Annotated in this window: 20 protein-coding genes and 1 pseudogene; 14 read left to right on the top strand and 7 right to left on the bottom strand. The window is 72.7% G+C overall.

Going from position 1 to position 24,843, the window contains the following annotated elements; all coding sequences use genetic code 11:
• The first annotated feature begins 61 nt into the window (after positions 1-61).
• Positions 62-1,201 carry a calcium:proton antiporter gene (locus tag J7F03_RS14555; protein ID WP_214949541.1) on the top strand — a complete coding sequence of 380 codons (1,140 nt, stop codon included), beginning with the start codon at positions 62-64 and terminating at the stop codon, positions 1,199-1,201.
• A 98-nt stretch (positions 1,202-1,299) separates the two neighbouring features.
• On the opposite strand, the gene J7F03_RS14550 is transcribed toward J7F03_RS14555, so the two are convergent.
• On the bottom strand, positions 1,300-3,741 hold the full coding sequence (locus tag J7F03_RS14550) for a penicillin acylase family protein (protein WP_214949538.1): 2,442 nt from the start codon (positions 3,739-3,741) through the stop codon (positions 1,300-1,302).
• Positions 3,742-3,929: 188 nt separating this feature from the next.
• Here J7F03_RS14550 and J7F03_RS14545 point away from each other — a divergent pair, with 188 nt between their 5' ends.
• Positions 3,930-5,432: a fatty acyl-CoA synthetase gene (locus J7F03_RS14545; protein ID WP_214949536.1), complete on the top strand. Its 1,503-nt coding sequence runs from the start codon at positions 3,930-3,932 to the stop codon at positions 5,430-5,432.
• A gap of 60 nt (positions 5,433-5,492) precedes the next feature.
• Here the strand turns inward: J7F03_RS14545 and J7F03_RS14540 are convergent, their stop codons facing one another.
• Together J7F03_RS14540 and paaK are read right to left on the bottom strand one after the other, a co-directional pair.
• Positions 5,493-6,314, bottom strand: coding sequence for a YhjD/YihY/BrkB family envelope integrity protein (locus J7F03_RS14540; RefSeq protein ID WP_214949535.1), 822 nt, complete (start codon positions 6,312-6,314; stop codon positions 5,493-5,495).
• Positions 6,315-6,426: 112 nt separating this feature from the next.
• The gene (gene paaK / locus J7F03_RS14535) at positions 6,427-7,800 is read right to left on the bottom strand and encodes a phenylacetate--CoA ligase PaaK (protein ID WP_251071935.1); all 1,374 of its coding nucleotides are present in this window, start codon (positions 7,798-7,800) and stop codon (positions 6,427-6,429) included.
• A gap of 99 nt (positions 7,801-7,899) precedes the next feature.
• Here paaK and J7F03_RS14530 point away from each other — a divergent pair, with 99 nt between their 5' ends.
• Positions 7,900-8,616 (top strand): alpha/beta fold hydrolase, encoded by a 717-nt coding sequence (locus tag J7F03_RS14530; protein ID WP_251071934.1) that lies wholly within the window; start codon positions 7,900-7,902, stop codon positions 8,614-8,616.
• Here J7F03_RS14530 and J7F03_RS14525 read toward each other — a convergent pair.
• A pseudogene (locus J7F03_RS14525) lies at positions 8,613-10,244 on the bottom strand (IS200/IS605 family accessory protein TnpB-related protein). The gene J7F03_RS14530 and the pseudogene J7F03_RS14525 sit on opposite strands and share 4 nt — an antisense overlap.
• 126 nt (positions 10,245-10,370) lie before the next feature.
• Here J7F03_RS14525 and J7F03_RS14520 point away from each other — a divergent pair.
• The gene (locus J7F03_RS14520; protein ID WP_214949533.1) at positions 10,371-10,562 is read left to right on the top strand and encodes a hypothetical protein; all 192 of its coding nucleotides are present in this window, start codon (positions 10,371-10,373) and stop codon (positions 10,560-10,562) included.
• 105 nt (positions 10,563-10,667) lie between these two features.
• Here J7F03_RS14520 and J7F03_RS14515 read toward each other — a convergent pair whose 3' ends face one another.
• A complete protein-coding gene (locus J7F03_RS14515) occupies positions 10,668-12,311 on the bottom strand; it encodes an acyl-CoA synthetase (protein WP_214949531.1) in 1,644 nt (547 codons plus the stop codon).
• 174 nt (positions 12,312-12,485) lie between these two features.
• Here J7F03_RS14515 and J7F03_RS14510 point away from each other — a divergent pair, with 174 nt between their 5' ends.
• The 9 genes from J7F03_RS14510 (at position 12,486) to J7F03_RS14470 (ending at position 21,819) form a co-directional block, all read left to right on the top strand.
• The gene (locus J7F03_RS14510; protein WP_214949529.1) at positions 12,486-13,286 is read left to right on the top strand and encodes a crotonase/enoyl-CoA hydratase family protein; all 801 of its coding nucleotides are present in this window, start codon (positions 12,486-12,488) and stop codon (positions 13,284-13,286) included.
• 172 nt (positions 13,287-13,458) lie between these two features.
• On the top strand, positions 13,459-14,427 hold the full coding sequence (locus tag J7F03_RS14505) for a Zn-ribbon domain-containing OB-fold protein (RefSeq protein ID WP_214949527.1): 969 nt from the start codon (positions 13,459-13,461) through the stop codon (positions 14,425-14,427).
• The gene (locus J7F03_RS14500; RefSeq protein WP_214949525.1) at positions 14,427-15,485 is read left to right on the top strand and encodes a thiolase domain-containing protein; all 1,059 of its coding nucleotides are present in this window, start codon (positions 14,427-14,429) and stop codon (positions 15,483-15,485) included. The genes J7F03_RS14505 and J7F03_RS14500 overlap by 1 nt, the downstream gene beginning before the upstream one ends.
• Entirely contained in the window at positions 15,482-16,648 is a 1,167-nt protein-coding gene (locus J7F03_RS14495) for a thiolase domain-containing protein (RefSeq protein WP_214949524.1), read from the top strand. The genes J7F03_RS14500 and J7F03_RS14495 overlap by 4 nt, the downstream gene beginning before the upstream one ends.
• Positions 16,649-16,784: 136 nt before the next feature.
• Positions 16,785-17,012 carry a DUF397 domain-containing protein gene (locus tag J7F03_RS14490; protein ID WP_374104333.1) on the top strand — a complete coding sequence of 76 codons (228 nt, stop codon included), beginning with the start codon at positions 16,785-16,787 and terminating at the stop codon, positions 17,010-17,012.
• A 147-nt stretch (positions 17,013-17,159) separates the two neighbouring features.
• The gene (locus tag J7F03_RS14485; protein WP_214949523.1) at positions 17,160-17,645 is read left to right on the top strand and encodes a hypothetical protein; all 486 of its coding nucleotides are present in this window, start codon (positions 17,160-17,162) and stop codon (positions 17,643-17,645) included.
• 82 nt (positions 17,646-17,727) lie between these two features.
• Positions 17,728-18,144, top strand: a complete 417-nt coding sequence (locus J7F03_RS14480) for an ACT domain-containing protein (protein ID WP_214949522.1) — start codon at positions 17,728-17,730, stop codon at positions 18,142-18,144.
• A gap of 124 nt (positions 18,145-18,268) precedes the next feature.
• Entirely contained in the window at positions 18,269-21,175 is a 2,907-nt protein-coding gene (locus J7F03_RS14475; protein WP_214949521.1) for an AAA family ATPase, read from the top strand.
• A gap of 143 nt (positions 21,176-21,318) precedes the next feature.
• Positions 21,319-21,819 (top strand): hypothetical protein, encoded by a 501-nt coding sequence (locus tag J7F03_RS14470; protein ID WP_073918350.1) that lies wholly within the window; start codon positions 21,319-21,321, stop codon positions 21,817-21,819.
• A 91-nt stretch (positions 21,820-21,910) separates the two neighbouring features.
• Here the strand turns inward: J7F03_RS14470 and kstD are convergent, their stop codons facing one another.
• Together kstD and J7F03_RS14460 are read right to left on the bottom strand one after the other, a co-directional pair.
• The gene (gene kstD / locus J7F03_RS14465; RefSeq protein WP_214949520.1) at positions 21,911-23,707 is read right to left on the bottom strand and encodes a 3-oxosteroid 1-dehydrogenase; all 1,797 of its coding nucleotides are present in this window, start codon (positions 23,705-23,707) and stop codon (positions 21,911-21,913) included.
• Positions 23,708-23,952: 245 nt separating this feature from the next.
• Entirely contained in the window at positions 23,953-24,159 is a 207-nt protein-coding gene (locus tag J7F03_RS14460; RefSeq protein ID WP_214949518.1) for a hypothetical protein, read from the bottom strand.
• 387 nt (positions 24,160-24,546) lie between these two features.
• On the opposite strand from J7F03_RS14460, the gene J7F03_RS14455 reads away from it, so the two are divergent.
• Positions 24,547-24,843 (top strand): hypothetical protein (locus J7F03_RS14455; protein ID WP_214949517.1); only part of this gene is annotated, 297 nt, incomplete at its 3' end.

The raw sequence follows: 24,843 nt of genomic DNA, 5'->3' as shown, positions 1-24,843 counted from the left end.
CAGGGCCTTGCGGGCGACTGTTGCACCGCACAATGGGAACAGTTCTGGCAAGTTGGCTGATATGAGTACGGCAACGCACAGAACCCCCCTGACCGACTGGACCGTCGTGGTCCCCGTGGTGGCGCTCGCCGCGCTCGCCTTCAGCTGGGGACGCGATCTGCCCTCGCTCGCCGTGGCCCTGGTGGCCCTCTGCCTGGCCGGCGCGGTCCTGGCGGCGGTCCACCACGCAGAGGTCGTCGCGCTCCGGGTCGGAGAACCCTTCGGCTCCCTCGTCCTCGCCGTCGCCGTCACCGTCATCGAAGTGGCCCTCATCGTCACCTTGTTGGCCGACGGCGGCGACAAGACCTCCTCCCTCGCGCGCGACACCGTCTTCGCCGCCGTCGTGATCACGTGCAACGGCATCGTCGGCGTGTCCCTGCTGGTCGGGGCCCTGCGCAACCGCGTCGCCGTCTTCAATGCCGAGGGTTCGGGCGCGGCCCTCGCCACCGTCGCGACCCTCGCCGTGCTCAGCCTCGTGCTGCCCACCTTCACCACCACCAAGCCCGGGCCCGAGTTCTCCACGGCCCAGCTGACCTTCGCGGCCACCGCCTCCCTCGCCCTCTACGGCCTGTTCATCGCCGTCCAGACCGTCCGCCACCGCGACTACTTCCTGCCCGTCGACACGAAGCGGATCCGCAGGGAGGCCGCGAAGGCGGCCGCCGCGGCCGCGGCCGGCGAGGAGGACGAGCACGCCGAACCGCCCACCGCCCGCGCCGCCGTGATCAGCCTGGGCCTGCTGCTCGTCGCGCTCGTCGCCGTCGTCGGCAACGCCAAGGCGGTCTCCCCCACCATCGAACGGGGCGTCGCGGACCTCGGCCTGCCCTACGCCGTCGTGGGTGTGATCATCGCCCTGCTCGTCCTGGCGCCCGAGACCCTGGCCGCCGTCCGCGCCGCCCGCCGCGACCGCGTGCAGACCAGCCTCAACCTGGCCTACGGCTCGGCCATCGCCAGCATCGGCCTGACCATCCCGGCCATCGCGCTCGCCTCGGTCTGGCTCTCCGGGCCGCTGATGCTCGGCCTCGCCCCGGTCCACATGGTGCTGCTCGCGCTGACCATCGTCGTCAGCGCCCTCACCATCGTCCCGGGCCGCGCCACGCTGCTCCAGGGCGGCGTCCACATCGTGCTGCTGGCGGCCTACCTCTTCCTCGCCGTCAGCCCCTGAGCGCACTTCGGTCCGTACGGCGGACGCCCGCGCCCCGCCGCGTACGGCCGGCCGCCTCCCCACCCGGGGAAGCGGCCGGCCGTACGCGCGAGCGGTGGTCAGCGCCGCTCGCGCGGCCAGACCACCTTCAGCTGCGGCGAGGTGAGGATGTCCCACTCGCAGAACCGGGCCTTCACCCAGCGCTCCTGCGAGAACAGCCGGGTCTGGTCGGCGAAGTGCGCGGAGTTCGGGTTCGAGGACTGGCCGTACGTCAGCAACGTGCGCGCCACCGGGCAGCGGCCGCCGTCCCAGCCGACGGCCTGGATGTGGCTGGAGCCGTGCAGGACCTCCGGATAGCCGCCGGCCGCGGCGTTCCACGGCGCCTCGATCTTGTTCCAGACGCCCAGGGCCTCGGTACCGCCGCCCACCGGCAGCCTCTGCCCGCCGCGCACCACGAACTGGTTGTCCCCGAGCGGGGCGTCCAGCGCGATGCCCGCGGCCTTCAGCTCGGTGACCGTGTCGGCCAGGGCCCGCCCGATCCCGGGCGCCGCCTGGTTGAGCGTATGGGGCGTCGCCACCGGATCGGCCGCCGAGAACGGCACCAGCCACAGGTCCTTGACCGCCGTGTTCGCGGTCAGCTTCCGCCAGAACCGGTCGAAGAGCAGCGCCCCGCGGCTGGAGGTGTCGGCCGTGCGGTCCCAGGCCGCCAGCACCCCGCAGGCCGTCGACACGTCCACGGCCGCGCCGTCGCTGCCCGCGGCCGAACCGCCCGGCAGGGCGGCGCAGGCCTTCGCCGCGTCGGCCGCCGCCAGGTCACCGGCCGGGACCCGGTTCGCGAACTGCTGCTCCTGCAGGTCCGCCACGGTCAGCCCGCCGCGCCCGGCCATCGCGGACACGTCCTGCACCGCGCCCCGGGTACGCAGCGAGCGGGGCGTGGAGACGTTGCCCCAGATCCGCTCGTAGCCGGTGAGCGGGCGCTCGGCGTTGGCCAGCCAGGCACTGTCGTTGGAGTTCTCCGCGTACGGGGCGTCGCGCAGCGTCGGCGCCTTCCCCGGGCCGAACACCCCCGGCTGTACGGCGTCCGGGTCCGAGTCGAGCGCGCAGTCGCCCCGCGAACCGTCCAGCACCGCGAGCCCCGAGGCCGGGTACGTGGCCCTGCCGAGCGGGGTCGAGCAGCGGGCGGCGAGCTCGTCGGTGATCCGGGGGAGCACCTGGGACTGGGTGAAGAGGGTGCCGCCCGCCGAGTCGGCGGCGACGGTGTTGACCCATGGCAGGCCCTGGGTGCGGCGCAGGGCTTCCTGGACCCCGGCGACCGAGCGGGCCTTGCCCATGGCGAGCGCGGTGTCGGAGCCGCGCAGGTTGGCGGCGTTGGGGTCGTTCAGCGCGTAGGCGGTGGCCGCCGTCCAGGGCAGCGGGAGGCCCCCGCCGAGGTGGGAGACGACCGGGCCGTAGCGGGTCCACCACTGCGTGCGGGTGACCGCGGCGCCGCCCGCGACCTGGACGCTGACCTTGCGTTCGGTCATCTTCTCCGGCTTCCCGTCCACCAGATAGGCGGTCGGGTCGGCGGGATCGAGAGTGAGCTGGTGCAGGTTGAGGGGGGTGCCGGTGGCCACCGTGTGGCTCCAGGCCACCTTGTCGTTGAAGCCGATGTTCACCACGGCGGTGCCGAGCAGCGAGCCGCCCGAGACGTTCAGCTCGCCGGGGATGGTCTGCTGTGACTGCCAGAACCGGCGGCCGCCCTGCCAGGGGTAGTGCGGGTTTCCGAGCAGCAGGCCCCTGCCGTTCGCGGTGGTGGAACCGGCGAAGGCCACCGCGTTGGAACCCATGTCGTAGCGGGTCGTGTCGAAGAGCTCCCGGGCCGCCTCGGCCGCGTCGGCCGGATCGACCTCGCCGGCGCCGCCGCGGGCGGCCGCGACCGGGGGCTGCGCCGCCGTGATGCCGTCCACGGCACGGCCCTGGCCGCCGAGCACCGAGACGGCGAAGCCGCGGGCGGCGACGTCGGTGACGGTGACCGGGCGGACCCAGGCGGCGCCCTTGCACGCCGGGTCGGTGATCTTGTTCTGGGCGAGCCAGGCGTTGTAGCCGGCGGCCCAGCCGCGCATCAGCTCCTTCACGTCCTTGCCCGGCCCGGCCGGCGCGGGCGCGGAGAGCAGCTTCTCCACGGCGCCGGAGTCGCGGACGCCCTTGAAGTACAGGTCGCTGGAGAGGTTCCTGGCGGCCGAGGAGAGCGAGCCGTCGTGCGCGGCGTCCGGGCCGAACCAGCGCGAGCGCTCCCCGGACACGGTCAGGAACCCGTCGGCGAGCACGCACACCTGGTCGGCGGCCTGCGCCCAGCCGGTGCCGAAACCGAGGTGGGCGTAGTCCTGGGCCAGGATGTGCGGGATGCCGTTCTCGGTGTACCGGATGACGGCCGACAGGCCGCCGCCGGACGGGCCGGAGCCCCGTTCCTGGGCGGCGGCCTCGGGTATCGCGGCGGTGGCGGCCAGCAGCGTGGCGCCGATGAGGGCGACGCGGCGGAGGAGCGGGCGGGTGCGACGGCGCCCGTGAAGAAAGCGCAACATACCTCCCAAGTAGCCTGCGGATGGGCAGGATTGCCCGTGCGGGTGGGCGGTGCTTCTGTGCTCCCACACTCACGCAGGCCGACTGACACCCTGTCAACATCCCGTTTGGTATCCATGGGAGCCGCGGACCGGCATCCGGGGCGCTGCGGTCATTGACCCGGCGCGTACGAGGAGACGAGGATCCCGGTATGACGCCAGTGCGGAACAACACGGTCGACGGCCTGGTCCACGACAGCGCGCGGCGCGTCCCGGACCGGACGGCTGTCCGCTACCGGGAGCGGACCTGGACCTACGCGGAGCTCGACGCCGCCGTCTCCACGGGCGCGGCCGTGCTGCGCGACCGGTACGGGCTGGCCGAGGGGGACCGCGTCGCGACCTTCGCGCACAACAGCGACGCCTATCTCCTCGCCTTCCTCGCCTGCGCGCGGGCCGGGCTCACCCACGTCCCCGTCAACCAGAACCTCACCGGCGAGGACCTGGCCTACATCCTGGAGAACTGCGCGAGCTCCCTCGTCATGGCGGACCCGGACCTGGCCGGGCGGATCCCCGACGGGTTCACCGTACGGCCGCTGCGCGACGCGCCCGGCTCCTTCCTCGCGGAGCTGGCCGAACCCGCGCCCTTCGCCCGGACCGGGAACCCCTCCGAGCTGGCGCAGCTGCTGTACACGTCCGGGACGACGGCCCTGCCCAAGGGCGCGATGATGACCCACGAGGCGCTCTGCCACGAGTACGAGAGCGCGATCGAGGCCCTGGACCTGCTGGAGGAGGACCTGCCCGTCCACTCGCTGCCGCTGTACCACTCGGCGCAGATGCACGTCTTCCTGCTGCCCTACCTGGCGGTGGGTGCGCGGAACACGATCGTGGACGCCCCGGTCGCCGCGGAGATCTTCGACCTGGTCGAGGCGAGGGCGGCGGACAGCCTGTTCGCGCCGCCGACGCTGTGGATCGCCCTGGCGAACCACCCCGACTTCGCCGTCCGCGACCTGACCGCCCTGACCAAGGCGTACTACGGGGCGTCGATCATGCCGGTGCCGGTCCTGGAACGGCTGCGCGCGCGGCTGCCCGGGCTCGGCTTCTACAACTGCTTCGGGCAGAGCGAGATCGGGCCGCTGGCCACGGTGCTCGGGCCGCTGGAGCACGAGGGGCGGATGGACTCCTGCGGTCGGCCGGTGCGCCACGTGGAGGCGCGGGTCGTCGACGAGGACGGGGCGGACGTGCCGGACGGCACCGCCGGCGAGGTGGTCTACCGGTCCCCGCAGCTCTGCCGGGGCTACTGGAACGACGCGGAGGCGACGAAGAAGGCCTTCCGGGACGGCTGGTTCCGCTCGGGGGACCTGGCGGTCCGGGACGCGCAGGGGTACTTCACGGTGGTGGACCGGGTGAAGGACGTCATCAACTCGGGCGGCGTACTGGTGGCCTCCCGGCAGGTCGAGGACGTGCTGTACACCCACCCGGGCGTGGCCGAGGCGGCGGTGGTCGGCCTGCCGGACGAGCGGTGGATCGAGGCGGTCACGGCGGTGGTGGTCCCGCGCGACGGGGTGACGGAGGCGGAGCTGCTGGCCTACGCCCGCGAGAAGCTCGCCCACTTCAAGGCACCCAAGCGGGTTCTCTTCGTGGACGCCCTGCCCCGCAACGCGAGCGGAAAGATCCTCAAGCGCGCCCTCCGCGACCGCTTCTCGGCCCCCGCCTGACCGGCCCCGCCCGACGGCCCCTCCCGCCGGGCCGGGAGCCGGGGGAGAGGCCCTACTCCGTCAGGAGGCCGGGAGGTCGTCGTCCTGGAGGCGGCGCAGGACGAGGTGCTCGTGGACGAGGCGCCCGACGAGCGCGCCGCCGTAGACCACGAAGCCGACGCCGACCAGCCAGGACTGGACGACCAGGAGCGTGCCGAAGGGGCCGTACGTCACGGCGTTGGAGGCGATCAGCGGGGAGAACACCAGCTGCGAGAAGACCCGCAGTCCGAGGAGCCCGAGGCTCGTGGCGGCCGCGCCCGGGAGCAGGGCGCGCCAGCGGACCCGGCCGCCGAGGAGCAGCCGCTGCGAGGTCCAGAAGAACAGGCAGGTGCCGATGAGATCGCCCGTGGTCCCCGTGACGGTGCCGACCGCGTCGTTCGAGGGGGCGGGGATGAGGACCAGCAGCGCGAGATAGCAGACCAGCAGGGCGAGCCACACCACGTGCCGCCACATGGTGTGCCAGCGGGCCGTCGGAAGGTCCCAGACCTTCTCGTACCCGGTCTGCACGGCGGAGCCGAAGGTCAGGCCGAAGACGGCCAACGCGGCCAGGCCGAACGCGGTGGTCCGCTCCAGCGCCAGGTCCGCGGCGCCGAACAGCATCTCGACCCGCTCCCGGGAGAGCTCCGTCACCCCGAGGGCCTGGCCGAGCCAGCGGCCGAAGCCCGAGCCGCTGCCGGGCGCGGCGGCCGCGACGACGACCAGCAGCGGCACCAGGGTGAGGAAGCCGAGGGCGGCGAAGCCCATCGCCCGGTGCATCAGCTCCATCTCCCGGCCACGGCTCCACGCCAGCCCCGCCGAGGAGCCCTGGAGCCGGTCGTGGAGCAGCCGGAAGATCGAAGTCACGCCTCTTCCCCTACCCGGACGGGCCCGCCGCTTCCCGGGTGGCCCCCCGAAGTGGGCCCGAAGGGGTGGCTTCCGCGACGGATCCGGCGGTGCGGCCCCGGCGGTGCGCGGCTCAGGCCTCCCGGAGGTCCACCACGCGCTTGATCTTGCCGACCGACCGCTCGAGGGTCTCCGGATCCACCACCTCCACGGCGACCGAGACGCCGACGCCCTCCTTGACGGCCCTGACCACGGCGGCCGCCGCGGCCTCCCGCCGGCCGGCGTCGCTCTCCCGGCGCGCCTCCACCCGTACGGTCAGGGCGTCCAGACGGCCCTCCCGGGTCAGGCGGAGCTGGAAGTGGGGAGCCAGGGCCGGTATCCGCAGGAGGACTTCCTCGATCTGTGTGGGGTAGAGGTTCACCCCGCGAAGGATGATCATGTCGTCGCTGCGGCCCGTGATCTTCTCCATGCGGCGGAACGCCGGCCGGACGGTACCGGGCAGCAGCCGGGTCAGATCCCGGGTGCGGTAGCGGACGACGGGCATCGCCTCCTTGGTGAGCGAGGTGAAGACCAGCTCCCCGGCCTCTCCCTCCGGAAGCACGGCACCCGTCAGCGGGTCGACCACCTCCGGATAGAAGTGGTCCTCCCAGATGTGCAAGCCGTCCTTGGTCTCGGCGAACTCCTGTGCGACGCCCGGCCCCATCACCTCCGACAGGCCGTATATGTCCACCGCGTCGATGTCCAGCCGCTCCTCGATCTCGCGGCGCATCTCCTCCGTCCACGGCTCGGCCCCGAAAATCCCGGTGCGCAGGGAGGTGGCGCGGGGGTCCAGGCCCTGGCGCTCCATCTCGTCCAGCAGGGTCAGCATGTAGGACGGGGTGACCATGATGACCTCCGGCCGGAAGTCCTGGATCAGCCGGACCTGCCGGTCCGTCATCCCGCCCGAGGCGGGCACGACCGTACAGCCCAGGCGCTCCGCGCCGTAGTGCGCGCCCAGGCCGCCGGTGAACAGGCCGTACCCGTACGCCACGTGGACCATCTGGCCCGGCCTGCCGCCCGCCGCCCGTATCGAGCGGGCGACGACGTCCGCCCAGGTGGACAGGTCGCCCTCGGTGTATCCGACGACGGTCGGCCGGCCCGTGGTGCCGCTGGAGGCGTGGATCCGGCGCACCTCGGAGCGCGGCACGGCGAACATTCCGAAGGGGTACTGGTCGCGCAGGTCGGCCTTGGTGGTGAAGGGGAAGAGGGCGAGATCGGAGAGGGAGCGGCAGTCGTCGGGATGCAGGCCTGCCTTGTCGAAGGCCTGCCGGTGGAAGGGCACCTGCTCGTACGCCCGGCGCAGGGTGGCGCGCAGCCGCGTCAGCTGCAGCGCGGCCAGCTCGTCCCGGCCCAGCCGCTCGCCCTCGTCCGTGCCGGCCTCACTGTGGAAGCCGCCGCCGTGGCCCTTCGCGTCGTGCCCCTTTGCGTCGTGCCCCTTTGCGTCGTGCCCCTTTGCGTACGTGTTCATGCCGCCCACCCCTTCACGAGTCAACCGACCGATCATTCGGTAGATTGCCGGACGGCGGCGGCCAAATCAATTACTCGAACGGGTGATCGTCTGCTGAGATTGCCCCCATACGACGGAACCGAACTCGCGTACCACGTCCAGGGCGAAGGGGAGCCGCTCGTCTGTCTCCCCGGCGGCGCCATGCGGGCCTCCGCGTACCCGGGCGATCTCGGCGGGCTGTCCACCGGGCGCCGGCTGATCCTGCTCGACCTGCGCGGCACCGGGGACTCCGCGATCCCGGCGGACCCGTCGACCTACCGGGTCGACCACCAGGTCGCCGATGTCGAGGCGCTGCGGATCCACCTCGGTCTGGAGTGCGTGGACCTGCTCGCCCACTCCGCGTCCGGCAACCTCGCCCTGCTCTACGCGGCGGCGCACCCGCGGCGCGTGCGCCGCCTCGCCCTCGTCACCCCGACCAGCTGGGCCGTCGACCTCGCGGAGTCCCCGGACGTCCGCCTGGCGGACGTTCGCCGGCGGGCCGGCAGCGAGCCCTACGACACGGCCATCGCGGCCTACGAGCGGGCGCTCGCCGCCTTCGCCGCCGGAGGCACCCCCGACGAGGCCGACTGGGCGGCCTCGATGCCGCTCGCCTACGGACGCTGGGACGAGCGGGCGCGCGCCCACGCGGAACTGAGCCCGGCCCAGAAGAACGCCGAGGCGTCCGCCGCCTTCGCCGGCCCCGGCGCCTTCGACCCGCCCGCCACCCGGGACGCGCTGCGCGGCGTGGACGGCGAGGTGCTGGTGCTGGCCGGGGAGCTGGACTCCAACCGTTCTTAAAGACTGAGCGGGAGTGAGTCCTGTTGCCAGGACTCATGCTCAGCCGCGTGCCCCGGACGGTGTTGGGCACGCTGGTCTCCCGCTTTCGCTCCGGGTCCGGGCCCGGCGCATCGTGTGCGCGGTCCGGGAACGCGGGGGCGGGTTTCCTCACGCCCAAGAGCCTCCGGTCGGGCCTGGACGATCCGATGCCCCTGCTCATCACTCCGGTGAGCAGGGGGCGGTGCCGTCCGACGCCGGACCGGATGCCCTTGGGCGCGCCTGCCGATCGCGATGCTCGCGGCATCGTGTCGGGTGGTCTTGCGGTTGATGGTGGTGAGGGGTTTCTGCCAGTGCTGGGCGCCCCATTTGCTGGTGTAGGCGGGGTCGACCGCGATGATTGCGATACCCGTCTGGTCGGCCATGGAGGTCAGGCGGGCACGAAGCCGGCCGGTGGGCATGCCGGAGATCAGCTGCCGGAAGCGCCGCTTGCCGCCGTGCTTCTCCCTCGTCTTCTCCGTCGTGAAGTCGAGGTCTTCGACCGCGATTGCTTTGACGCCGCACGCTTTGGCCCAGTTGAGGAGGCGGGTGAGGGCGTGGCGGACCTGCGCGTCGCGGTGGCCGGTGGTGCCGGTGAGGTCGTAGGTGAAGCGGCGGGGATTGCCGGTGGGGTTGCCGTGCCGGTCCAGACGCCAGGCGGCGAGGTGATCGGCGTTGGTGTCCACCCCGATCACACCGTGCGCGAGAGCGGCGGCGATCGGGATGGTGGGGGTGGGTGGGTACTGCCAGGAGGCGGTCAGGTACCAGCGGCCACGCTCCACCTCGAGGTGGATGCGGTAGGCGACGGCCCGATTGGCTTCGACACGGTCGGCCCACTCGGTGCCCCGGTGTGGGAACTCGACACGGCAGGCGAGGACATATCGGCCGTGCTTGCCGTTGGCCAGACCGGCGAGCGGGGTGGGCAGCTTGATCGAGACTTCGCCGTCCGGGGTGACGCGGATCGTCTCGTTCCCGAACCTCTTCCCGGACTCGCCATCGGCCTGAAGGAACCGGCGTGCGGCCTCCCACTGCTGGCGCCACTCCTCATCGCTGAGCTGGGCGGCGTCGAGGTTGTGCCGGGTACCCAGCAGGCGCCTACCGCCCCGGACCACCCGGACACGGCCCGCTTCATGGTCGGCCCGCACAGAGGCGAGCCGGTCCTCCAGCACGTGCAGGCGCCGTGCCTTCTCGTGCCACTCCTGCCGGGTGCGGTAGCCGCCCGGAGCCCGCTTGCTGCCCTTCTCCCCGATGGGCAGGGACAGCCGGTGGCGGATCGTCTTGATGCCTGCTTCCAGGTTCTGGAGGTGTGCCGTCTGCCCGCGCCGGGCCAGCGCCCACTGATCGTGCGTGGCCTTGGTGATGCTGCCCGCCCACCGCGACGACGACCCGGCGGTCAGCCCACGCTTCCGCATCGCCCACGTGTCGGTGGAGTGGTCCAAGCCGTCACGGCACCGCACGGCGAGGTCCTTCGAGGCGAGCGACCCCAGATGCGCGCCGACCAGGACCAGTACTTCCTCATCCCCGCCCGTCAGGCCCTTCAGCCGGGTCCGCACCGCAACACCCGCAGGCCCGAGCGCGACGAACGGAGCCGACAACACCCGCACCCCACCCACCACCCCGATATCGAAGAACCTGCCCCCCACCCAACGACCACCACTCACAAGTCACCCATGCGATGCAAGAACTCCCGTTCCCACCCAGCACCAACCCACCACCACGAACCAGGTACTCACCCATGCATGCCAGAACACACTCACACTCAGCTGACAGGCAGCAGCTCCAACCCCTCCCCGGCCCTCGCTGCCCGTCTCGCGGAGCTCTTCCCGCGCGGCGTCGTCGACGTACAGCGGGGCGGCGGGCACCTCCCGTGGCTGGACGGCGAGGCGTGGTTCGCGGCCCGCGTCGAGCGGTTCCTGGCCACCGGGGCCTGAGCGGCGGCCGCCCGCGCGTATCTCGAACACCCGTGCCGCGTACGTACGCACGTGCGGGCCGGAACCCCGATGGGTTCCGGCCCGCGAGCGTGCGCGTACGAAGGGTCAGCCCGTGGATTCGCCGTCCGCGTCCGCCTCCGTGGCCACCGACTTCGCCCACCGGTAGTCCGCCTTGCCGCTCGGGGAGCGCTGGATGGCGGGAGCGATGACCAGCTGGCGCGGGATCTTGTAGCCCGCCAGCTTGGTGCGGCAGTGGGCCTGGATCTCGTCCAGCGTCGGTTCGGCCGCGCCCGTCCGGACCTGGACCACGGCGGCGACGTGGCTGCCCCACTTCGGGTCGGCGACCCCGGCGACCAGGGCGTCGTAGACGTCCGGATGGGACTTCAGGGCCTGCTCGACCTCCTCGGGGTACACCTTCTCGCCGCCCGTGTTGATGCACTGCGAGCCGCGGCCGAGCACCGTGACGATGCCCTGCTCGTCCACGGTCGCCATGTCACCGAGCAGCACCCACCGCTCGGAGCCCTTCTGGAAGAAGGTCTCCGCGGTCTTGACGGGGTCGTTGTAGTAGCCCAGCGGGACGTGCCCGCGCTGCGCGAGGCGCCCCGGTTCGCCTACCGGCACCGGCTCGTGGGTCACCGGGTCGACCACCTGCGTACGTTCGTTGACCTCCAGCCGGAAGCCGTTCTCCGGGCTGGAGTCGTTCGTGGCACGGCCGTTGGAGCCGGATTCGGACGAGCCGAAGTTGTTCAGCAGCATCACGTTCGGCACGAGTTTCTGGAACTCGGCGCGCACGGTCTCCGACATGATCGCGCCGGACGAGGAGACGCTGAACAGGGAGGACAGGTCCGTGCCCTTCAGCGGTCCGTTCAGGGCGTCGATGAGCGGCCGCAGCATGGCGTCGCCCACCAGCGACACGCTGGAGACCTTCTCCTTCTCGATCGTGCGCAGCACCTCCTCCGGCGCGTACTTGCGGTGGATGACCACCCGCTGGCCGTAGTTGAAGGCGATGAAGGAGGTCAGCGTGGACGTGCCGTGCATCAGCGGCGGAGCGGGGAAGAAGGTGAGCCCGGCGCCGCGCGCCGCGACCCGCTCGGCCAGCTCCTCGGGCCGCTTCACCGGCTCGCCGGACGGTTCCCCGCCGAAGAGGCCGGCGAAGAAGAGGTCCTCGGCGCGCCACATGACGCCCTTGGGCATGCCGGTCGTACCGCCCGTGTAGATGATGAAGAGGTCGTCGGGGGAGCGGGGCGGGAAACCGCGCCCGGGCGAGCCGGCCGCCTCGGCGTCGGCGTACGCGACCGGCGCGATCGACGGCTCCGGGGCGCCCTCGGGAGTCGGCCCGACCCGGATCAGGTGGCGCAGCTTCGTCGTCTGCGGCAGCGCCGCGGCGACCCGCTCGGTGAACTCGCCCTCGAAGACGAGCGCGGCCAGGTCGGCGTCGTTGTAGAGGTAGACCAGCTCCTCCTCCACGTACCGGTAGTTCACGTTCACCGGTACCAGGCGGGCCTTGAGGCAGGCCAGCACGGTCTGCAGGTACTCGATCCCGTTGTAGAGGTGCAGGCCCAGGTGCTCGCCGGCCGTCAGCCCGCTGTCCAGCAGGTGGTGCGCGATGCGGTTAGCCGCCGCGTCCAGCTCCGCGTACGTGAGACGGCGCTCGGCGCCGGTCCCGGGGTGGTCCACGTACACGAGGGCCTCGCGGTCCGGGACCACGTCCACGACCGACTCGAACAGGTCGGCAATGTTGTACTCCACCGGTCCTCCTGACCCAGAAAATCCCATGGCTGGTCTGCTCGGCGGTCATTAGAGCGTCGCCAACCCCAACAGGGAAGGGGGCCGCCCAAGAAATCTGACTGGGTGTCAGAAAACTATTGAACTGCACCCGCCCCTCCTGCAACCTGTTCTAGGTCTTGAGACGGGAGGACGGCAATGGGTGGGACAGAACACCTGACCGTGGAACGCCACGGCGCCACGCTGGTGCTCACCATGAACAGGCCCGAGGCGAAGAACGCGCTCTCGCTGCCACTGTTGGTGGGGCTGTACGACGGCTGGCTGGAGGCCGACGCGGACGACACGATCCGCTCGGTGGTGCTGACGGGCGCGGGCGGGGACTTCTGCGCCGGCATGGACCTGAAGGCCCTGGCCGGCAAGGGCATGGCGGGCGACCAGTACCGGGACCGGCTCAAGGCCGACCCCGACCTGCACTGGAAGGCGATGCTGCGCCACCACCGCCCGCGCAAGCCCGTCATCGCGGCGGTGGAGGGGTACTGCGTGGCCGGCGGGACGGAGATCCTGCAGGGGACCGACATCCGCGTCGCGGGGGAGGGCGCCACGTTCGGCCTGTTCGAGGTCAAGCGGGGACTCTTCCCGATCGGCGGCTCCACGGTCCGGCTGCCCCGGCAGATCCCGCGCACGCACGCGCTGGAGATGCTGCTGACCGGTCGGCCCTACGCGGCCGAGGAGGCGGCGCGGATCGGGCTCATCGGGCGCGTGGTGCCGGACGGCACGGCGCTCGAGGCGGCCCTGGAGATCGCGGAACGGATCAACGCGTGCGGGCCGCTCGCCGTGGAGGCGGTGAAGGCGTCCGTCTACGAGACCGCGGAGATGACCGAGACGGAGGGGCTGGCCTCCGAGCTCCTGCGGGGGTGGCCGGTCTTCGACACGGCGGACGCCAAGGAGGGGGCGCGGGCTTTCGCGGAGAAGCGGCCCGCGATGTATCGGCGGGAGTAGTCGGTCGCGGCGCCGTGCCGCGCCGCGCCCTGCCCGTGCCCGCGCCCGTGTTCCGGTGGTGCCGGTCGGGACCCGGGTGCGGCGCCGTTGCCGGGGCTCTGCCCCCGGACCCCCGCGCCTCAAACGCCGGCGGGGCTCGACTTGCCCCGTCCCGACCATCGGAGACCCACCCATGACAGCCGCGTCCCCACCCGAGATCCTCCGTGCGCCCCTCGTCGTCGAGTTCCCCTTCACCCGGTCCCTCGGGCCCGTGCAGAGCGCCTTCCTCACCGGGCTGCGCGAAGGTGTCGTCCTCGGCGTCACGACCGCCGACGGCAAGGTGATGGTGCCGCCCGTCGAGTACGACCCCGTCACCGCCGAGGAGATCCGCGACCTGGTCGAGGTCGGTACCTCCGGGACCGTCACCACCTGGGCCTGGAACGGCACCCCGCGCCCCAACCAGCCGCTCGCCACGCCTTTCGCCTGGGTCCTCGTCCGCCTCGACGGCGCCGACACCGCGATCCTGCACGCCCTCGACGCCCCCGGCCCCGAGGCCGTCGCCACCGGTATGCGGGTCCGTGTGCGGTGGGCCGCGGAGCGGACCGGGGCGATCACCGACATCGCCTGCTTCGAGCCCGCGGACTCCCGTGACGGGGACGTGGCCGCGCAAGCGGCCCCGCACGGCGGGGAGTTCGCCGACGCCGTCACCGGCATCGTCGCCCCGGCCCGCCTGGACTACACGTACAGCCCCGGCCGCGCGCAGACGGCGTACATCACCGGCCTCTCCGAGCAGAAGACCATCGGCGAGCGCTGCCCCTCCTGCCGCAAGGTGTACGTGCCTCCGCGCGGTGCCTGCCCCACCTGCGGGGTCGCGACCACCGACCAGGTCGAGGTCGGCCCGGCCGGCACGGTCACCACGTACTGCATCGTCAACATCAAGGCCAGGAACCTCGACATCGAAGTCCCCTACGTCTACGCCCACATCGCCCTCGACGGCGCCGGCCTCGCCCTGCACGGCCGGATCGGCGGCATCCCGTACGACCAGGTCCGCATGGGCCTGCGCGTCGAGCCCGTCTGGACCGAAGGCGGCCGCTACCCCGACCACTACCGCCCCACCGGAGAGCCGGACGCGGACTACGACGTGTACAAGGAGCTCATCTGATGGCCCGATACGCCCGTGAGGTCGCGGTGGTGGCCTTCGCGCAGAGCGACCACCTGCGGCGCACCGACGAGCTCAGCGAAGTCGAGATGGTCATGCCGGTCCTGCACCAGGTGCTGGCCCAGACCGGCCTGAAGGCGGGCGAGATCGGCTTCACCTGTTCCGGTTCCAGCGACTACCTCGCCGGCCGGGCCTTCTCCTTCACCATGACCCTCGACGGGGTCGGCGCCTGGCCGCCCATCTCCGAGTCGCACGTGGAGATGGACGGGGCCTGGGCCCTGTACGAGGCCTGGGTCAAGATCCAGACCGGCGAGGCGGACACCGCGCTCGTGTACTCGTACGGGAAGTCCTCCCCGGGATCCGTACGCGATGTCCTGACGCGCCAGCTCGACCCGTACTACGTGGCTCCGCTCTGGCCCGACTCGGTGGCCCTGGCCGCCCTCCAGGCGCAGGCGCTCATCGACGCGGGCGAGACCGACGAATCCGCGCTCGCCGCGATCGGCGCCCGCAGCCGGGCCGACGCGAGGGCCAACCCGCACGCCCAGCTCAGCGGCGCCGTCGCGCAGGGCGACTACCAGGTCGCCCCGCTGCGCACCGGGGACTGCCCGCCCATCGGCGACGGCGTCGCCGCCGTCATCCTGGCCGCCGGCGACGAGGCGCGACGGCTGTGCGAGCGGCCCGCCTGGATCACCGGCATCGACCACCGCATCGAGGCGCACAGCCTCGGACTGCGCGACCTCACCGACTCCCCGTCGACACGGATCGCCGCCGAGCACGCGGGCGTCTTCGAGGCCCCGGTGGACACGGCCGAACTGCACGCGCCGTTCTCCTCGCAGGAGGTCGTGCTGCGCAAGGCCCTCGGGCTCGACGAGAGCGTGTCCGTCAACCCGTCGGGCGGGGCGCTCGCCGCCAATCCCGTCATGGCCGCGGGCCTGATCCGGATCGGCGAGGCGGCCGCCCGGATCCACCGCGGCGAATCCGACCGGGCCGTCGCGCACGCCACCTCAGGCCCCTGCCTCCAGCAGAACCTGGTCGCCGTCCTGGAAGGGGACCGAGCATGAGCAAGGAGCCAGTTGCCGTCGTCGGCATCGGCCAGACCAAGCACGTGGCCGCCCGCCACGACGTCTCCATCGCCGGACTCGTACGGGAGGCGGCGGTGCGGGCACTCGCGGACGCCGAGTTGACCTGGGCGGACATCGACGCGGTCGTCATCGGCAAGGCCCCCGACTTCTTCGAGGGCGTGATGATGCCGGAGCTGTACCTGGCGGACGCCCTCGGCGCCGTCGGCAAGCCCATGCTCCGCGTGCACACCGCCGGTTCGGTGGGCGGCTCCACGGCGCTGGTCGCCTCCAACCTGGTGGCCGCCCGCGTCCACCGCACCGTGTTGACCCTCGCCTTCGAGAAGCAGTCCGAGTCCAACGCCATGTGGGGGCTGTCGCTGCCCGTCCCCTTCCAGCAGCCGCTGCTGGCCGGGGCCGGCGGGTTCTTCGCCCCGCACGTGCGCGCGTACATGCGGCGCACCGGCGCCCCCGACACCGTCGGCTCGCTCGTCGCGTACAAGGACCGCCGCAACGCGCTGAAGAACCCGTACGCGCACCTGCACGAGCACGACATCACCCTGGAGAAGGTCCAGGCGTCCCCGATGCTGTGGGACCCGATCCGGTACTCCGAGACCTGCCCGTCCTCCGACGGCGCGTGCGCGATGATCCTCACCGACCGGGCGGGCGCGGCCCGTTCGCCGAGGCCGCCGGCCTGGGTGCACGGCGGGGCGATGCGCAGCGAGCCGACCCTCTTCGCGGGCAAGGACTTCGTCTCCCCGCAAGCGGGCAAGGACTGCGCGGCCGACGTCTACCGGCAGGCGGGGATCACCGATCCGCGCCGCGAGATCGACGCGGTGGAGATGTACGTGCCCTTCTCCTGGTACGAGCCGATGTGGCTGGAGAACCTCGGTTTCGCAGAGGAGGGCGAGGGCTGGAAGCTCACCGAGGCCGGGGTCACCGAGCTCGACGGGGACCTGCCGGTCAACCCGTCCGGCGGCGTGCTGTCCACCAATCCGATCGGCGCCTCCGGCATGATCCGCTTCGCTGAGGCGGCCCTCCAGGTCCGCGGACAGGCCGGTGAGCACCAAGTCCCCGACGCGCGGCGGGCGATGGGGCACGCCTACGGCGGCGGCGCGCAGTTCTTCTCGATGTGGCTGGTCGGGGCCGAGCAGCCGGCCTCCTGAACGGGATCCGGGTTCCGGGGCGGGGTGGCGTACAGGCCACGAGTGACAGATCGTGGCCTGTGCGTCGCCGCGTGCGATGGCTAACCTGACCCCGGGACGACGACGTACCGGGAGGAGCACGCACGTGGCCGAGAGCATGACTTCGCAGGCGCCGGCCGGCTGGGGAAAGCCGGATCTCGATCTGACCGAGGCGGACTGGCAGTCGAGCAGCCGAGGGGAGGGTGACGTCCAGATCGCCTTCGTGGAGGGTTTCATCGCGATGCGCAACGGCGACCGCCCCGAAAGCCCCTCGCTGATCTTCGCGCCGGACGAGTGGCGCAGGTTCGTCCTGAACGCGCGGGGCGGGGAGTTCGACCTGACGTAGCGGGCACCCGCGCGGTCCGGCCCGGCCACGCCCCCCTTCCGCTTGTGGGAGGGCGGCCGGGCCGGGAGCCGGGGCCGGGAAATCCGGGGCGCGCCGGCGGCTGAGCTGCCATCATCGGCACCGTGACGATCAACCGCCGCAAGGGCGATGCCGCGTAGTCGGCCCGGCGCGCTGCGCGCCGTACGGAACACCGCGGGGGACGGCCGGCTGCCCGCATGGGTGCGGGAGCTGCCCCGCGTCGACCGGCTCTCCGCGCGCGCGAGCGCCGAGGTCCACGCGCTGGAGAGCGCGACCGCCGCCCATGCCCGCGGGCTCAGCGAGACGCGGACCCTCCTGGCTGCGTACCGCGCCTTCCTGGCGCAGCCCGGATCCCGGCTGCGCCGTCGAAAGGCGTGGTGCAGCTGCCCCGGATGCGAGGACGAGGACGTCGCGCTCGTACGGGACAAGCTCGCGGACCGGTACCGCGCCCTGTCACCCCGGGCGCGCGCCGAACTCGGGCCGGTCCTCGCGGACCTCGACGCGGAGTTCCGCCGGCGCACCGAGCCCGACCCCCATCCGCCGCCCGAGCACCGGGCCGACCGGAGCGGCCGGCCGCGGTCCTGGTGGCACCGCCGCCGCTTCGAGGACGCCTAATGGGCCACGGCAGGACCAGCGGCACGCAGGAGCCACGGCGCCGCCGATCCGGTCATATCGGGATGATAGGTAAGGTGGCCGCATGAGTGGAGAGAGCGACCTGCGGAAACTGCTGAGCGCGATGCGCCCCGAACTGAACGACGGGCTGTACGTGTTCTGCACCATCCCCGGAGACACCGACCCCGAGGCCCTGGCCGGGCTCACCCCCGTCGCCAGCATCCTCGAACCCGAGGGGCTCACCCTCGTCCTGGGCCAGGAGGAGGCAGACGAGGCCGGCTTCCCCTACGAGTACACCGCCGGGTGGATCACCCTGCGCGTCCACTCCTCCCTCGACGCCGTCGGCCTCACCGCGGCCTTCGCCACCGAACTCGGCGTGCACGGCCTGAGCTGCAACGTCATCGCCGGCTACCACCACGACCACCTCTTCGTGGCCGCCGACCGGGCCGCCGAGGCGGTGGCCGTCCTGGAAGCGCTCGCGGCCCGCTCCGCGGAGGGCTGAGCCGCCCGGGCGGGCCCCCGCCGGCACTCCCGAAAGGAAGATCGGCTTCTTTTGCCACACGGCCTTCCCGCGCGAGTGCGCGGGCGTACGCTGTTTCCCCGAACCGGCCTGGGGGGTACCAGCCATGACGGAACGCCGCCGCAAACGGCGCACGATGTTCGAACGCGACACGGAGCTCGCCGCCGTTGACGAGGCCCTGGACCAGCTCACCGGGCCCGGCCCCGACGCGGACGGCGCCCTGCTGGCCTTCTCCGGACCCGCCGGCCTCGGCAAGACCACGCTCCTCGCCGAGGTCCGCCGCCGCGCCCACGCCGCCTCCTGCACCGTCCTCGCCGCCCGGGGCGGCGAGCAGGAGCAGAGCCAGCCCTTCCACGTCGCCCGCCAGCTCATCCAGCCCCAGCTGGCCGGCACCTCCGACGCGGAACTGCGCGCCGCCCTCGGCAGCTGGTACACGATCGTCGGCCCCGCCCTCGGCCTCTGCGCCGCCGAACAGGGCGGCCCGCCCGACCCCCAGGGGCTGCGCGACGGACTCGACTGGGTCCTCACCCACCTCATCGTGCAGCGCGCCCCCGTCGCCCTCGTCCTCGACGACGCCCACTGGGCCGACCCCGAATCCCTCTCCTGGCTCGCCGCCTTCGCCCCGCGCGCCGAACACCTCCCGCTGCTCCTCGTCGTCGCCTACCGGCCCGACGAACTGCCCGCGCACGCCGAGGCCTTCCGTACGCTGCCCGGCCGCGCCGGACACCGCCCGCTCACCCTGGCACCGCTCACCGAGGACGCCGTCTGCACCCTGGTCCGCGAGGCCGTCGGCGAGCACGCCGACGACGCCTTCTGCCGGGAGGCCTGGACGGTCACCACCGGCAACCCCTTCGAAGCCGTCGAACTCACCGCGAAGGTGCGGGACAAGGGCCTCGCCCCCGTCGAAGCCAGTGCCCCGCTGCTGCGCGACCTCGCCGCCGCCCAGCGCGGCAGCGGACTCGTCGCCCGCCTGCACAGCCTCGGCCCCTCCACCGTCCGCTTCGCCTGGGCCTGCGCCGTCCTCGGCACCGCCATCCCCCGGGACCTCGCCGCCCGCGTCGCGGGCCTCGGCACCGAGGAGGCCTTCGACGCCACCCGGCGGCTGCGCGACGCCCGCATCCTCTCCGCGGCCGCCGAAGCCGTCGCCGGTGAGGCCGCCGGACCGGGCGGATCCGGCGGCCTCGGCGGTGTCGGCGGCCTCGGCGGTGTCGGCGCTGTCGGCGAAGAGGACGCGGCCGGGCTGGAGTTCGTCCACCCGCTCATCGCCACCGCCATATACCGCGCCATCCCCGACGCCCTGCGGGTCGCCCTGCACGGCAAGGCCGCCGCGGCCGTCGTCGACGCCGGGCTCGGCCCCTCCGCAGCCGCCCGGCACCTGCTGGAGACCCACCCCGAGAACGACCCCTGGGTGGTGCGCACCCTGCGCGAGGCCGCGGGCGAGAACCTCCGGGCCGGTGCCCCCGAAGCCGCCCGCCGCCAGGTCGCGCGGGCCCTGCGCGAGCCCCCGGACTTCGACGAGCGCGCGGCCCTGCTCTACGAGCTCGGCTGCGCCTCCCTGCTCACCGAGCCCGCCAACACCGTCAACCACCTGCGCGCCGCCCTCGCGGAGCCCTTCGAGGACCCGGTGCTGCGGCACGGCATCGTCATCCGGCTGGCCCAGGTGCTCTCCCACAGCGACCGCCTCGCCGAAGCCTCGGAATCCCTCGCGCGGGAGATCCCGTACACCCAGGACGTGCGCGCCCGGCTGCGCCTGCAGTCCGAGCAGTTCATGTGGGATGCCTTCAACGCCGCCGAGACCGACTCCCCGGCGCGCTCGCGGCGGCTCGCGAAACTCGCCGACCGGCTGACCGGGCGGGACCTCACCGAGCGGTATGTGATCGGGCTGCGCGCGTGGGACGCCTGCCTGCGCGGGGAGCCGGTCGACGTGGTCCTCCACCACGCGGGCCGCGTGCTCGAAACCGAGTTCAGCTGGGCGTACGAGGACCGGGGCTTCGAGGTGCCCGTGCTGGTCGCGATGGTCCACATGTACGCCGACCGGCCGGGGCGGGCCGAGGAACTGTTCGAGGCCGGCACCGCCGAGTTCGAACGGCAGGGTTGGCGCGGGGCGCACCTGTCCTTCGCGTACAGCCTGCGCGCCTACATCCGCTACCGGCGCGGACGGCTGGTGGAGGCGGAGGAGCTGGCGTGGGCCGGACTGCGTCTCGCCGAGCGGGTCGGGCGGCGCACCCCCGTGCACTGGTACGCCATCGCGATCCTCGTCACCACGCTGCTGGCCAGGGGCCGGGTGGACGAGGCCTGGGAACTGGCCCGGGAACACGAGTACGGGGAGCCCTTCCCGGCGGCCGTCGTCTTCCCGGACTCCCAGACGGTCTACGCGGAGCTGCTGCTCGCACGCGGCCAGGCGAAGGCCGCGGCGGCGGAGCTGGAGGCCGTGGACCGCAGGCTGAGCCCTCGGGGGATCCAGAACCCGACCTGGTGCCCGTGGCGCCTGCACCTCGCCCGCGCGGTGGCCGAGCAGGACCCGGCCCGGGCGCGTGAGCTGGCGGCGGACGCCTTACGGCGGGCCCGCGCGTTCGGGGCTCCCTCGGGCATCGGCCAGGCCCTGCGGGTGGCGGCGGAGGTGGCGCCGGCGGGGCCCGGGCGGGTGGCCCTGCTGGAGGAGGCGGTGGAGCTGCTGTCGGCTTCCCCGGCGGGCTACGAGCTGGCGCTCGCGCTGACCGCGCTGGGGGAGGAGCGGGCGGACGGGGACGTGCTGCTACGGGCGGTGGTGGCGGCCCGCCAGTGCGGGGCGGACGGTCTGGTGACCACTGCCATGGAGGCGCTGATGGCAGCGGGCCGCCTCTGGCCCTGCGGGGTCTTCTGGGAGGACGCGCTGGACGGGGACGACTGGGAGGTGGCGGAGCGGCTGCTGGCCGGTGACGAGACCGTCTCCGAGGAGGAGCAGTCGCCGGTCTACCGGAAACTGGGCACGGACCGTGCGGGCCTGCGCGACGCGGTGGCCCGCCGGCGCTGAACCGTCTCCGCCCGAATCCAGCCCCGCCGGCGTTTGAGGCGCGGGGCCGGGGGTGGCCCGGCGCGGGGCCCGGGGCCTGGCGGGTCAGGGCGGAGCCCGGGGCGGAGGGCCGGGAACGGCGGGCGTGCACGTACCATTGCGGCATGTCCTTCCTCCGCCGCCACCGCGCCGCCACACCCGCCGGCCCGGACTTCGACGTCCTGGCCATGGACCCGGGGGACTGGCCGGGCAATCTCGGGGCCGGGCTGCTGCCCGCGCCCGACGGCAGCTGCCAGGGTGTCTTCCTCCGCTACGACCTCTTCGGCGGACGCGGCCCCGCGATGATCATCGGAAACCTCCCCGAGGGTTCCCCCGCACGCGACCTCTCCGACGGCCAGGTCCCCTTCGAGGTGGCCCAGCTCCTCGACGCCCTCGAGAACGACGAGGACGTCGAGGTCACCGGCGCCGAGGACTGCCCCGTCATGCAGGGCGACAACCTCCTCATCGTCCGGAAGATCAAGCTCTCCGAGAGCCGGATCAGCTGCGTGCAGTTCGACCGCAGCGACAACGTGCTGGTGACCATCGCGAGCTGGGACCGCCCGATCACCGACGACCTGTACGCGCTGCTGAAGCCGCTCCCGGCCGAGCTCTTCCAGCAGGGCTGAACCTGCGGCAGGGCCAACCCGCGGGCGGGCCGGCCCGTCGCAGCACCCGGGCCGGAAGGCGGCCCGGGGCCCACGGGCAGCCCAGCCGCCGTCACGCGTCCGCGATGTCGTTCGCCGCCACGTAGCCGAACGTCATCGCGGGGCCGATCGTCGACCCGGCCCCCGCGTAGCTGCGGCCCATCACGGCCGCACTCGCGTTGCCCGCCGCCCACAGGCCCCGGATCACCGATCCGTCCGCCCGCAGCGCGCGGGCCCGCGCGTCCGTGACGATGCCGCCCTTCGTGCCCAGGTCACCCGGCACGATCTTGAAGGCGTAGAACGGCGGTGCCCAGATCGGGGCCAGGCACGAGTTCGGGTGGACGCCCGGGTCCGTGTAGTAGTGGTCGTACGCCGTGTCGCCCCGGTGGAAGTCGGCGTCGGTGCCGTTCCACGCCTGCGCGTTGAACCGGTTGAGGGTGGAGCGCAGGGCGGCCGCCGGCACCCCGATCTGGTTCGCCAGGGCGTCCCACGTCCACGCCTTCTTCGCCGCCCCCACCTCGTACCACGAGTCGGGGAAGACGATCGTCGGCAGGATGTCCTTGAACAGGTACTTGTTGCGGTAGTTCTGATCCACGATCAGCCACGCGGGGATGTGCGAGCCGGTCGCGCCCCGGTCCTTGTCGTACATCACGTGCACCACATCGCTGTACGGGGCCGCCTCGTTGACGAAGCGCGCGCCGTTCCCGTTGACCATCAGGCCGCCGGGCAGGGTCCGTTCGGCCAGGCAGAAGTACGGCTCGTTCGGCAGCGGGATCGACGGACCCCACCAGGCGTCCTCCATCAACGACAGAGCCGCACCTGCCCGTTGGCCCGCCCGAATGCCGTCGCCCGTGTTCTCCTTCGCGCCGACCGACCACTGGGTGCCGATGGGCTGCTGCTGGTACTGGGCCCGCATCTGCGCGTTGTGCTCGAAGCCGCCCGAGCCGATGACGACACCCTTGCGGGCGCGCACGACGCCCCGTACGCCCTCCTTCTCCACGACGACGCCGGTGACCGCGCCGCCCTCCTGGACCAGGTCGACGAGGGGACTGTTCAGCCACACCGGGACCCCGGCCTGCATCAGCCCGGCCCGCAGGCCGGCCGCGAGGGCCTGGCCCATGGTCAGCGGCTTCTGCCCGCACAGCGCGGCCGCCGTGCCGCGCGCCAGGCATTCGGTGGACACCGCGAGGCCCTTGGCGTTGACGGCGGCGAGGTTGAGCCACTTGTAGTCCTGGCTGAACACCACCATTCCGGCCGGCACGGGCATGTACGCCGGGTTCAGCCGGGCCAGTTCGGCGCCGAGGATGTTGCCGTCGATCTGGTCCGGCTCGATCGAGCGGCCGTTCGGGAGCCCGCCGGGGAGATTGGGGTAGTAGTCGCTGTAGCCGTCCATGAAGCGGAAGCGCAGCGGGCTGTTGGCCATCACGAAGTCCAGCATCCGGGGCCCGTTGGCGAGGAAGGCCGCCTGTCGGGTGGCCGAGGAGCCGTTGCCGACGACGGCCGCCAGATAGGTCGCCGCCTTCTCCGGGGTGTCCGGGACGCCCGCGCCCAGGATCACGGAGTTGTTCGGCAGCCAGATCCCGGCGCCCGAGCGGGCGGCCGAACCGCCGAAGGTCGGTGCCTTCTCGACCACGAGCACGCTCAGGCCCCGTTTGGCGGCGGTGAGCGCGGCGGTCATCCCGGAGGCCCCGGATCCGACCACGACGACGTCGTACTCGCCGAGCGGGGTGCCGTCCGCGGCGCGCGCGGCGGCGGACGGCAGCACGGTCGCGGCGAGCACCCCGGCGCCGGTCCCGGCGAGGACCGTCCGGCGGGAGGGAAGGGCGGAACTCGGTTGGGAGCGCGCGGCGGAGGCGGTTCTCGCGGTCATGGGCAGGCTCCAGCGAAGAGGGGGGAGTGGGGGGTGGATCCAGCATTCTGATGCTGAGTCAGAAAAGGTCTTCGGGGGATCATGTGAAGTCAAGGCATACGCGCCAGTCGTACCGGCGCGAATCGGCCGACGGGGACCCGGCCCGGACATGAGAGATCCCGTGGCGCGCACACCGGATGTGCGCACCACGGGATTTCGAAAGCGGGACCGTCGCGGACCGGAGGCAACCCGGTGGACCCTTCCGGTCAAAGCACTGGCTGACTCCGGTTGGGGGTGTAGTCCTCCACGTGTGCCGCCCCGTCCCCGTCCGCAGACGGGGCGTAGTTGGCATACGGAGTGGGGCCGCCGACCACCTGCCCGCTCCCGTCCGCCGCCCCGCCACCGGCGATCACGACCGCCGCGACGGCGGCACCCGCCGCCATCACGACGGCCACCGCGTTGCGCATGCGCATGCTTTGCCTCCCCTGTCCGCTCCCGCGAGCGCGGGAGCGACCACCAGACTGCCTTCGGCTTCGCACACGTCGCCAGTGGCCCCGGGTTGTCCGGAAAGCCAGTGGTTGGTGGGCGTCCGGGAGGCCCGGCGGCGCTCCCGCCAAACGCTCCTCGGCGTCCGTGACGCGCCGGGCCCAAGGTGCCCCCTTGAGCGCCGTATTGCCCGTCCCACCAGGGGTGTTGTCCCCCGTAGCCTGCAGCTTTAACGGGCGTTTAGCTCTGGAGGGTGCACTCCGGGTGTCTGCCGCAGGGGTGCGGCTGGATTCGTTTCACGCCGGGTCGGGGATCCGGTGTCACTTGGGGAAGTTGACAACATGCCTTCAGATAGAGGCCGGCTTTGGCGTGCCGTGGCCACGGTGCTCGGCGCGGTGCTCGTGGTGAGTGCCGCACCGTCGTTCACTGCGGTGGCTGACGCCGCCGCGCCACCCGTCAGCGAGAGCGACAAGGCGCTGAAAGACGCGAAGAAGTCCGGGAAGCCCGTGGAGGTGGTGGGCGAGCGCACGGATTCGTCGACGACGTTCGCGAATCCGGACGGGAAGTCGTTCCGTCTGGACACTTCGGCCGTTCCGGTCCGGGTGAAGGCGAAGAGCGGCTCGGGCTGGGTCGCGCCGGACGCGATGCTTGAGGTCCGTGCGGACGGGACG

This window comes from Streptomyces sp. ISL-43 (assembly GCF_018614195.1).
Lineage (GTDB): Bacteria > Actinomycetota > Actinomycetes > Streptomycetales > Streptomycetaceae > Streptomyces.
Note: the sequence above shows the minus strand (reverse complement) of the source record. Positions and strands in the feature narration are given on the sequence as shown.

Coding starts and splice junctions, on each gene's coding strand:
- J7F03_RS14510 (WP_214949529.1), top strand. CDS start 12,486: ATGGGTGGGACAGAACACCTGACCGTGGAACGCCACGGCGCCACGCTG.
- J7F03_RS14545 (WP_214949536.1), top strand. CDS start 3,930: ATGACGCCAGTGCGGAACAACACGGTCGACGGCCTGGTCCACGACAGC.
- J7F03_RS14555 (WP_214949541.1), top strand. CDS start 62: ATGAGTACGGCAACGCACAGAACCCCCCTGACCGACTGGACCGTCGTG.
- J7F03_RS14520 (WP_214949533.1), top strand. CDS start 10,371: ATGCCAGAACACACTCACACTCAGCTGACAGGCAGCAGCTCCAACCCC.
- J7F03_RS14480 (WP_214949522.1), top strand. CDS start 17,728: ATGAGTGGAGAGAGCGACCTGCGGAAACTGCTGAGCGCGATGCGCCCC.
- J7F03_RS14500 (WP_214949525.1), top strand. CDS start 14,427: ATGGCCCGATACGCCCGTGAGGTCGCGGTGGTGGCCTTCGCGCAGAGC.
- J7F03_RS14470 (WP_073918350.1), top strand. CDS start 21,319: ATGTCCTTCCTCCGCCGCCACCGCGCCGCCACACCCGCCGGCCCGGAC.
- J7F03_RS14485 (WP_214949523.1), top strand. CDS start 17,160: ATGCCGCGTAGTCGGCCCGGCGCGCTGCGCGCCGTACGGAACACCGCG.
- paaK (WP_251071935.1), bottom strand. CDS start 7,800: ATGAACACGTACGCAAAGGGGCACGACGCAAAGGGGCACGACGCAAAG.
- J7F03_RS14460 (WP_214949518.1), bottom strand. CDS start 24,159: ATGCGCATGCGCAACGCGGTGGCCGTCGTGATGGCGGCGGGTGCCGCC.
- J7F03_RS14490 (WP_374104333.1), top strand. CDS start 16,785: ATGACTTCGCAGGCGCCGGCCGGCTGGGGAAAGCCGGATCTCGATCTG.
- J7F03_RS14495 (WP_214949524.1), top strand. CDS start 15,482: ATGAGCAAGGAGCCAGTTGCCGTCGTCGGCATCGGCCAGACCAAGCAC.
- J7F03_RS14505 (WP_214949527.1), top strand. CDS start 13,459: ATGACAGCCGCGTCCCCACCCGAGATCCTCCGTGCGCCCCTCGTCGTC.
- kstD (WP_214949520.1), bottom strand. CDS start 23,707: ATGACCGCGAGAACCGCCTCCGCCGCGCGCTCCCAACCGAGTTCCGCC.
- J7F03_RS14475 (WP_214949521.1), top strand. CDS start 18,269: ATGACGGAACGCCGCCGCAAACGGCGCACGATGTTCGAACGCGACACG.
- J7F03_RS14550 (WP_214949538.1), bottom strand. CDS start 3,741: ATGTTGCGCTTTCTTCACGGGCGCCGTCGCACCCGCCCGCTCCTCCGC.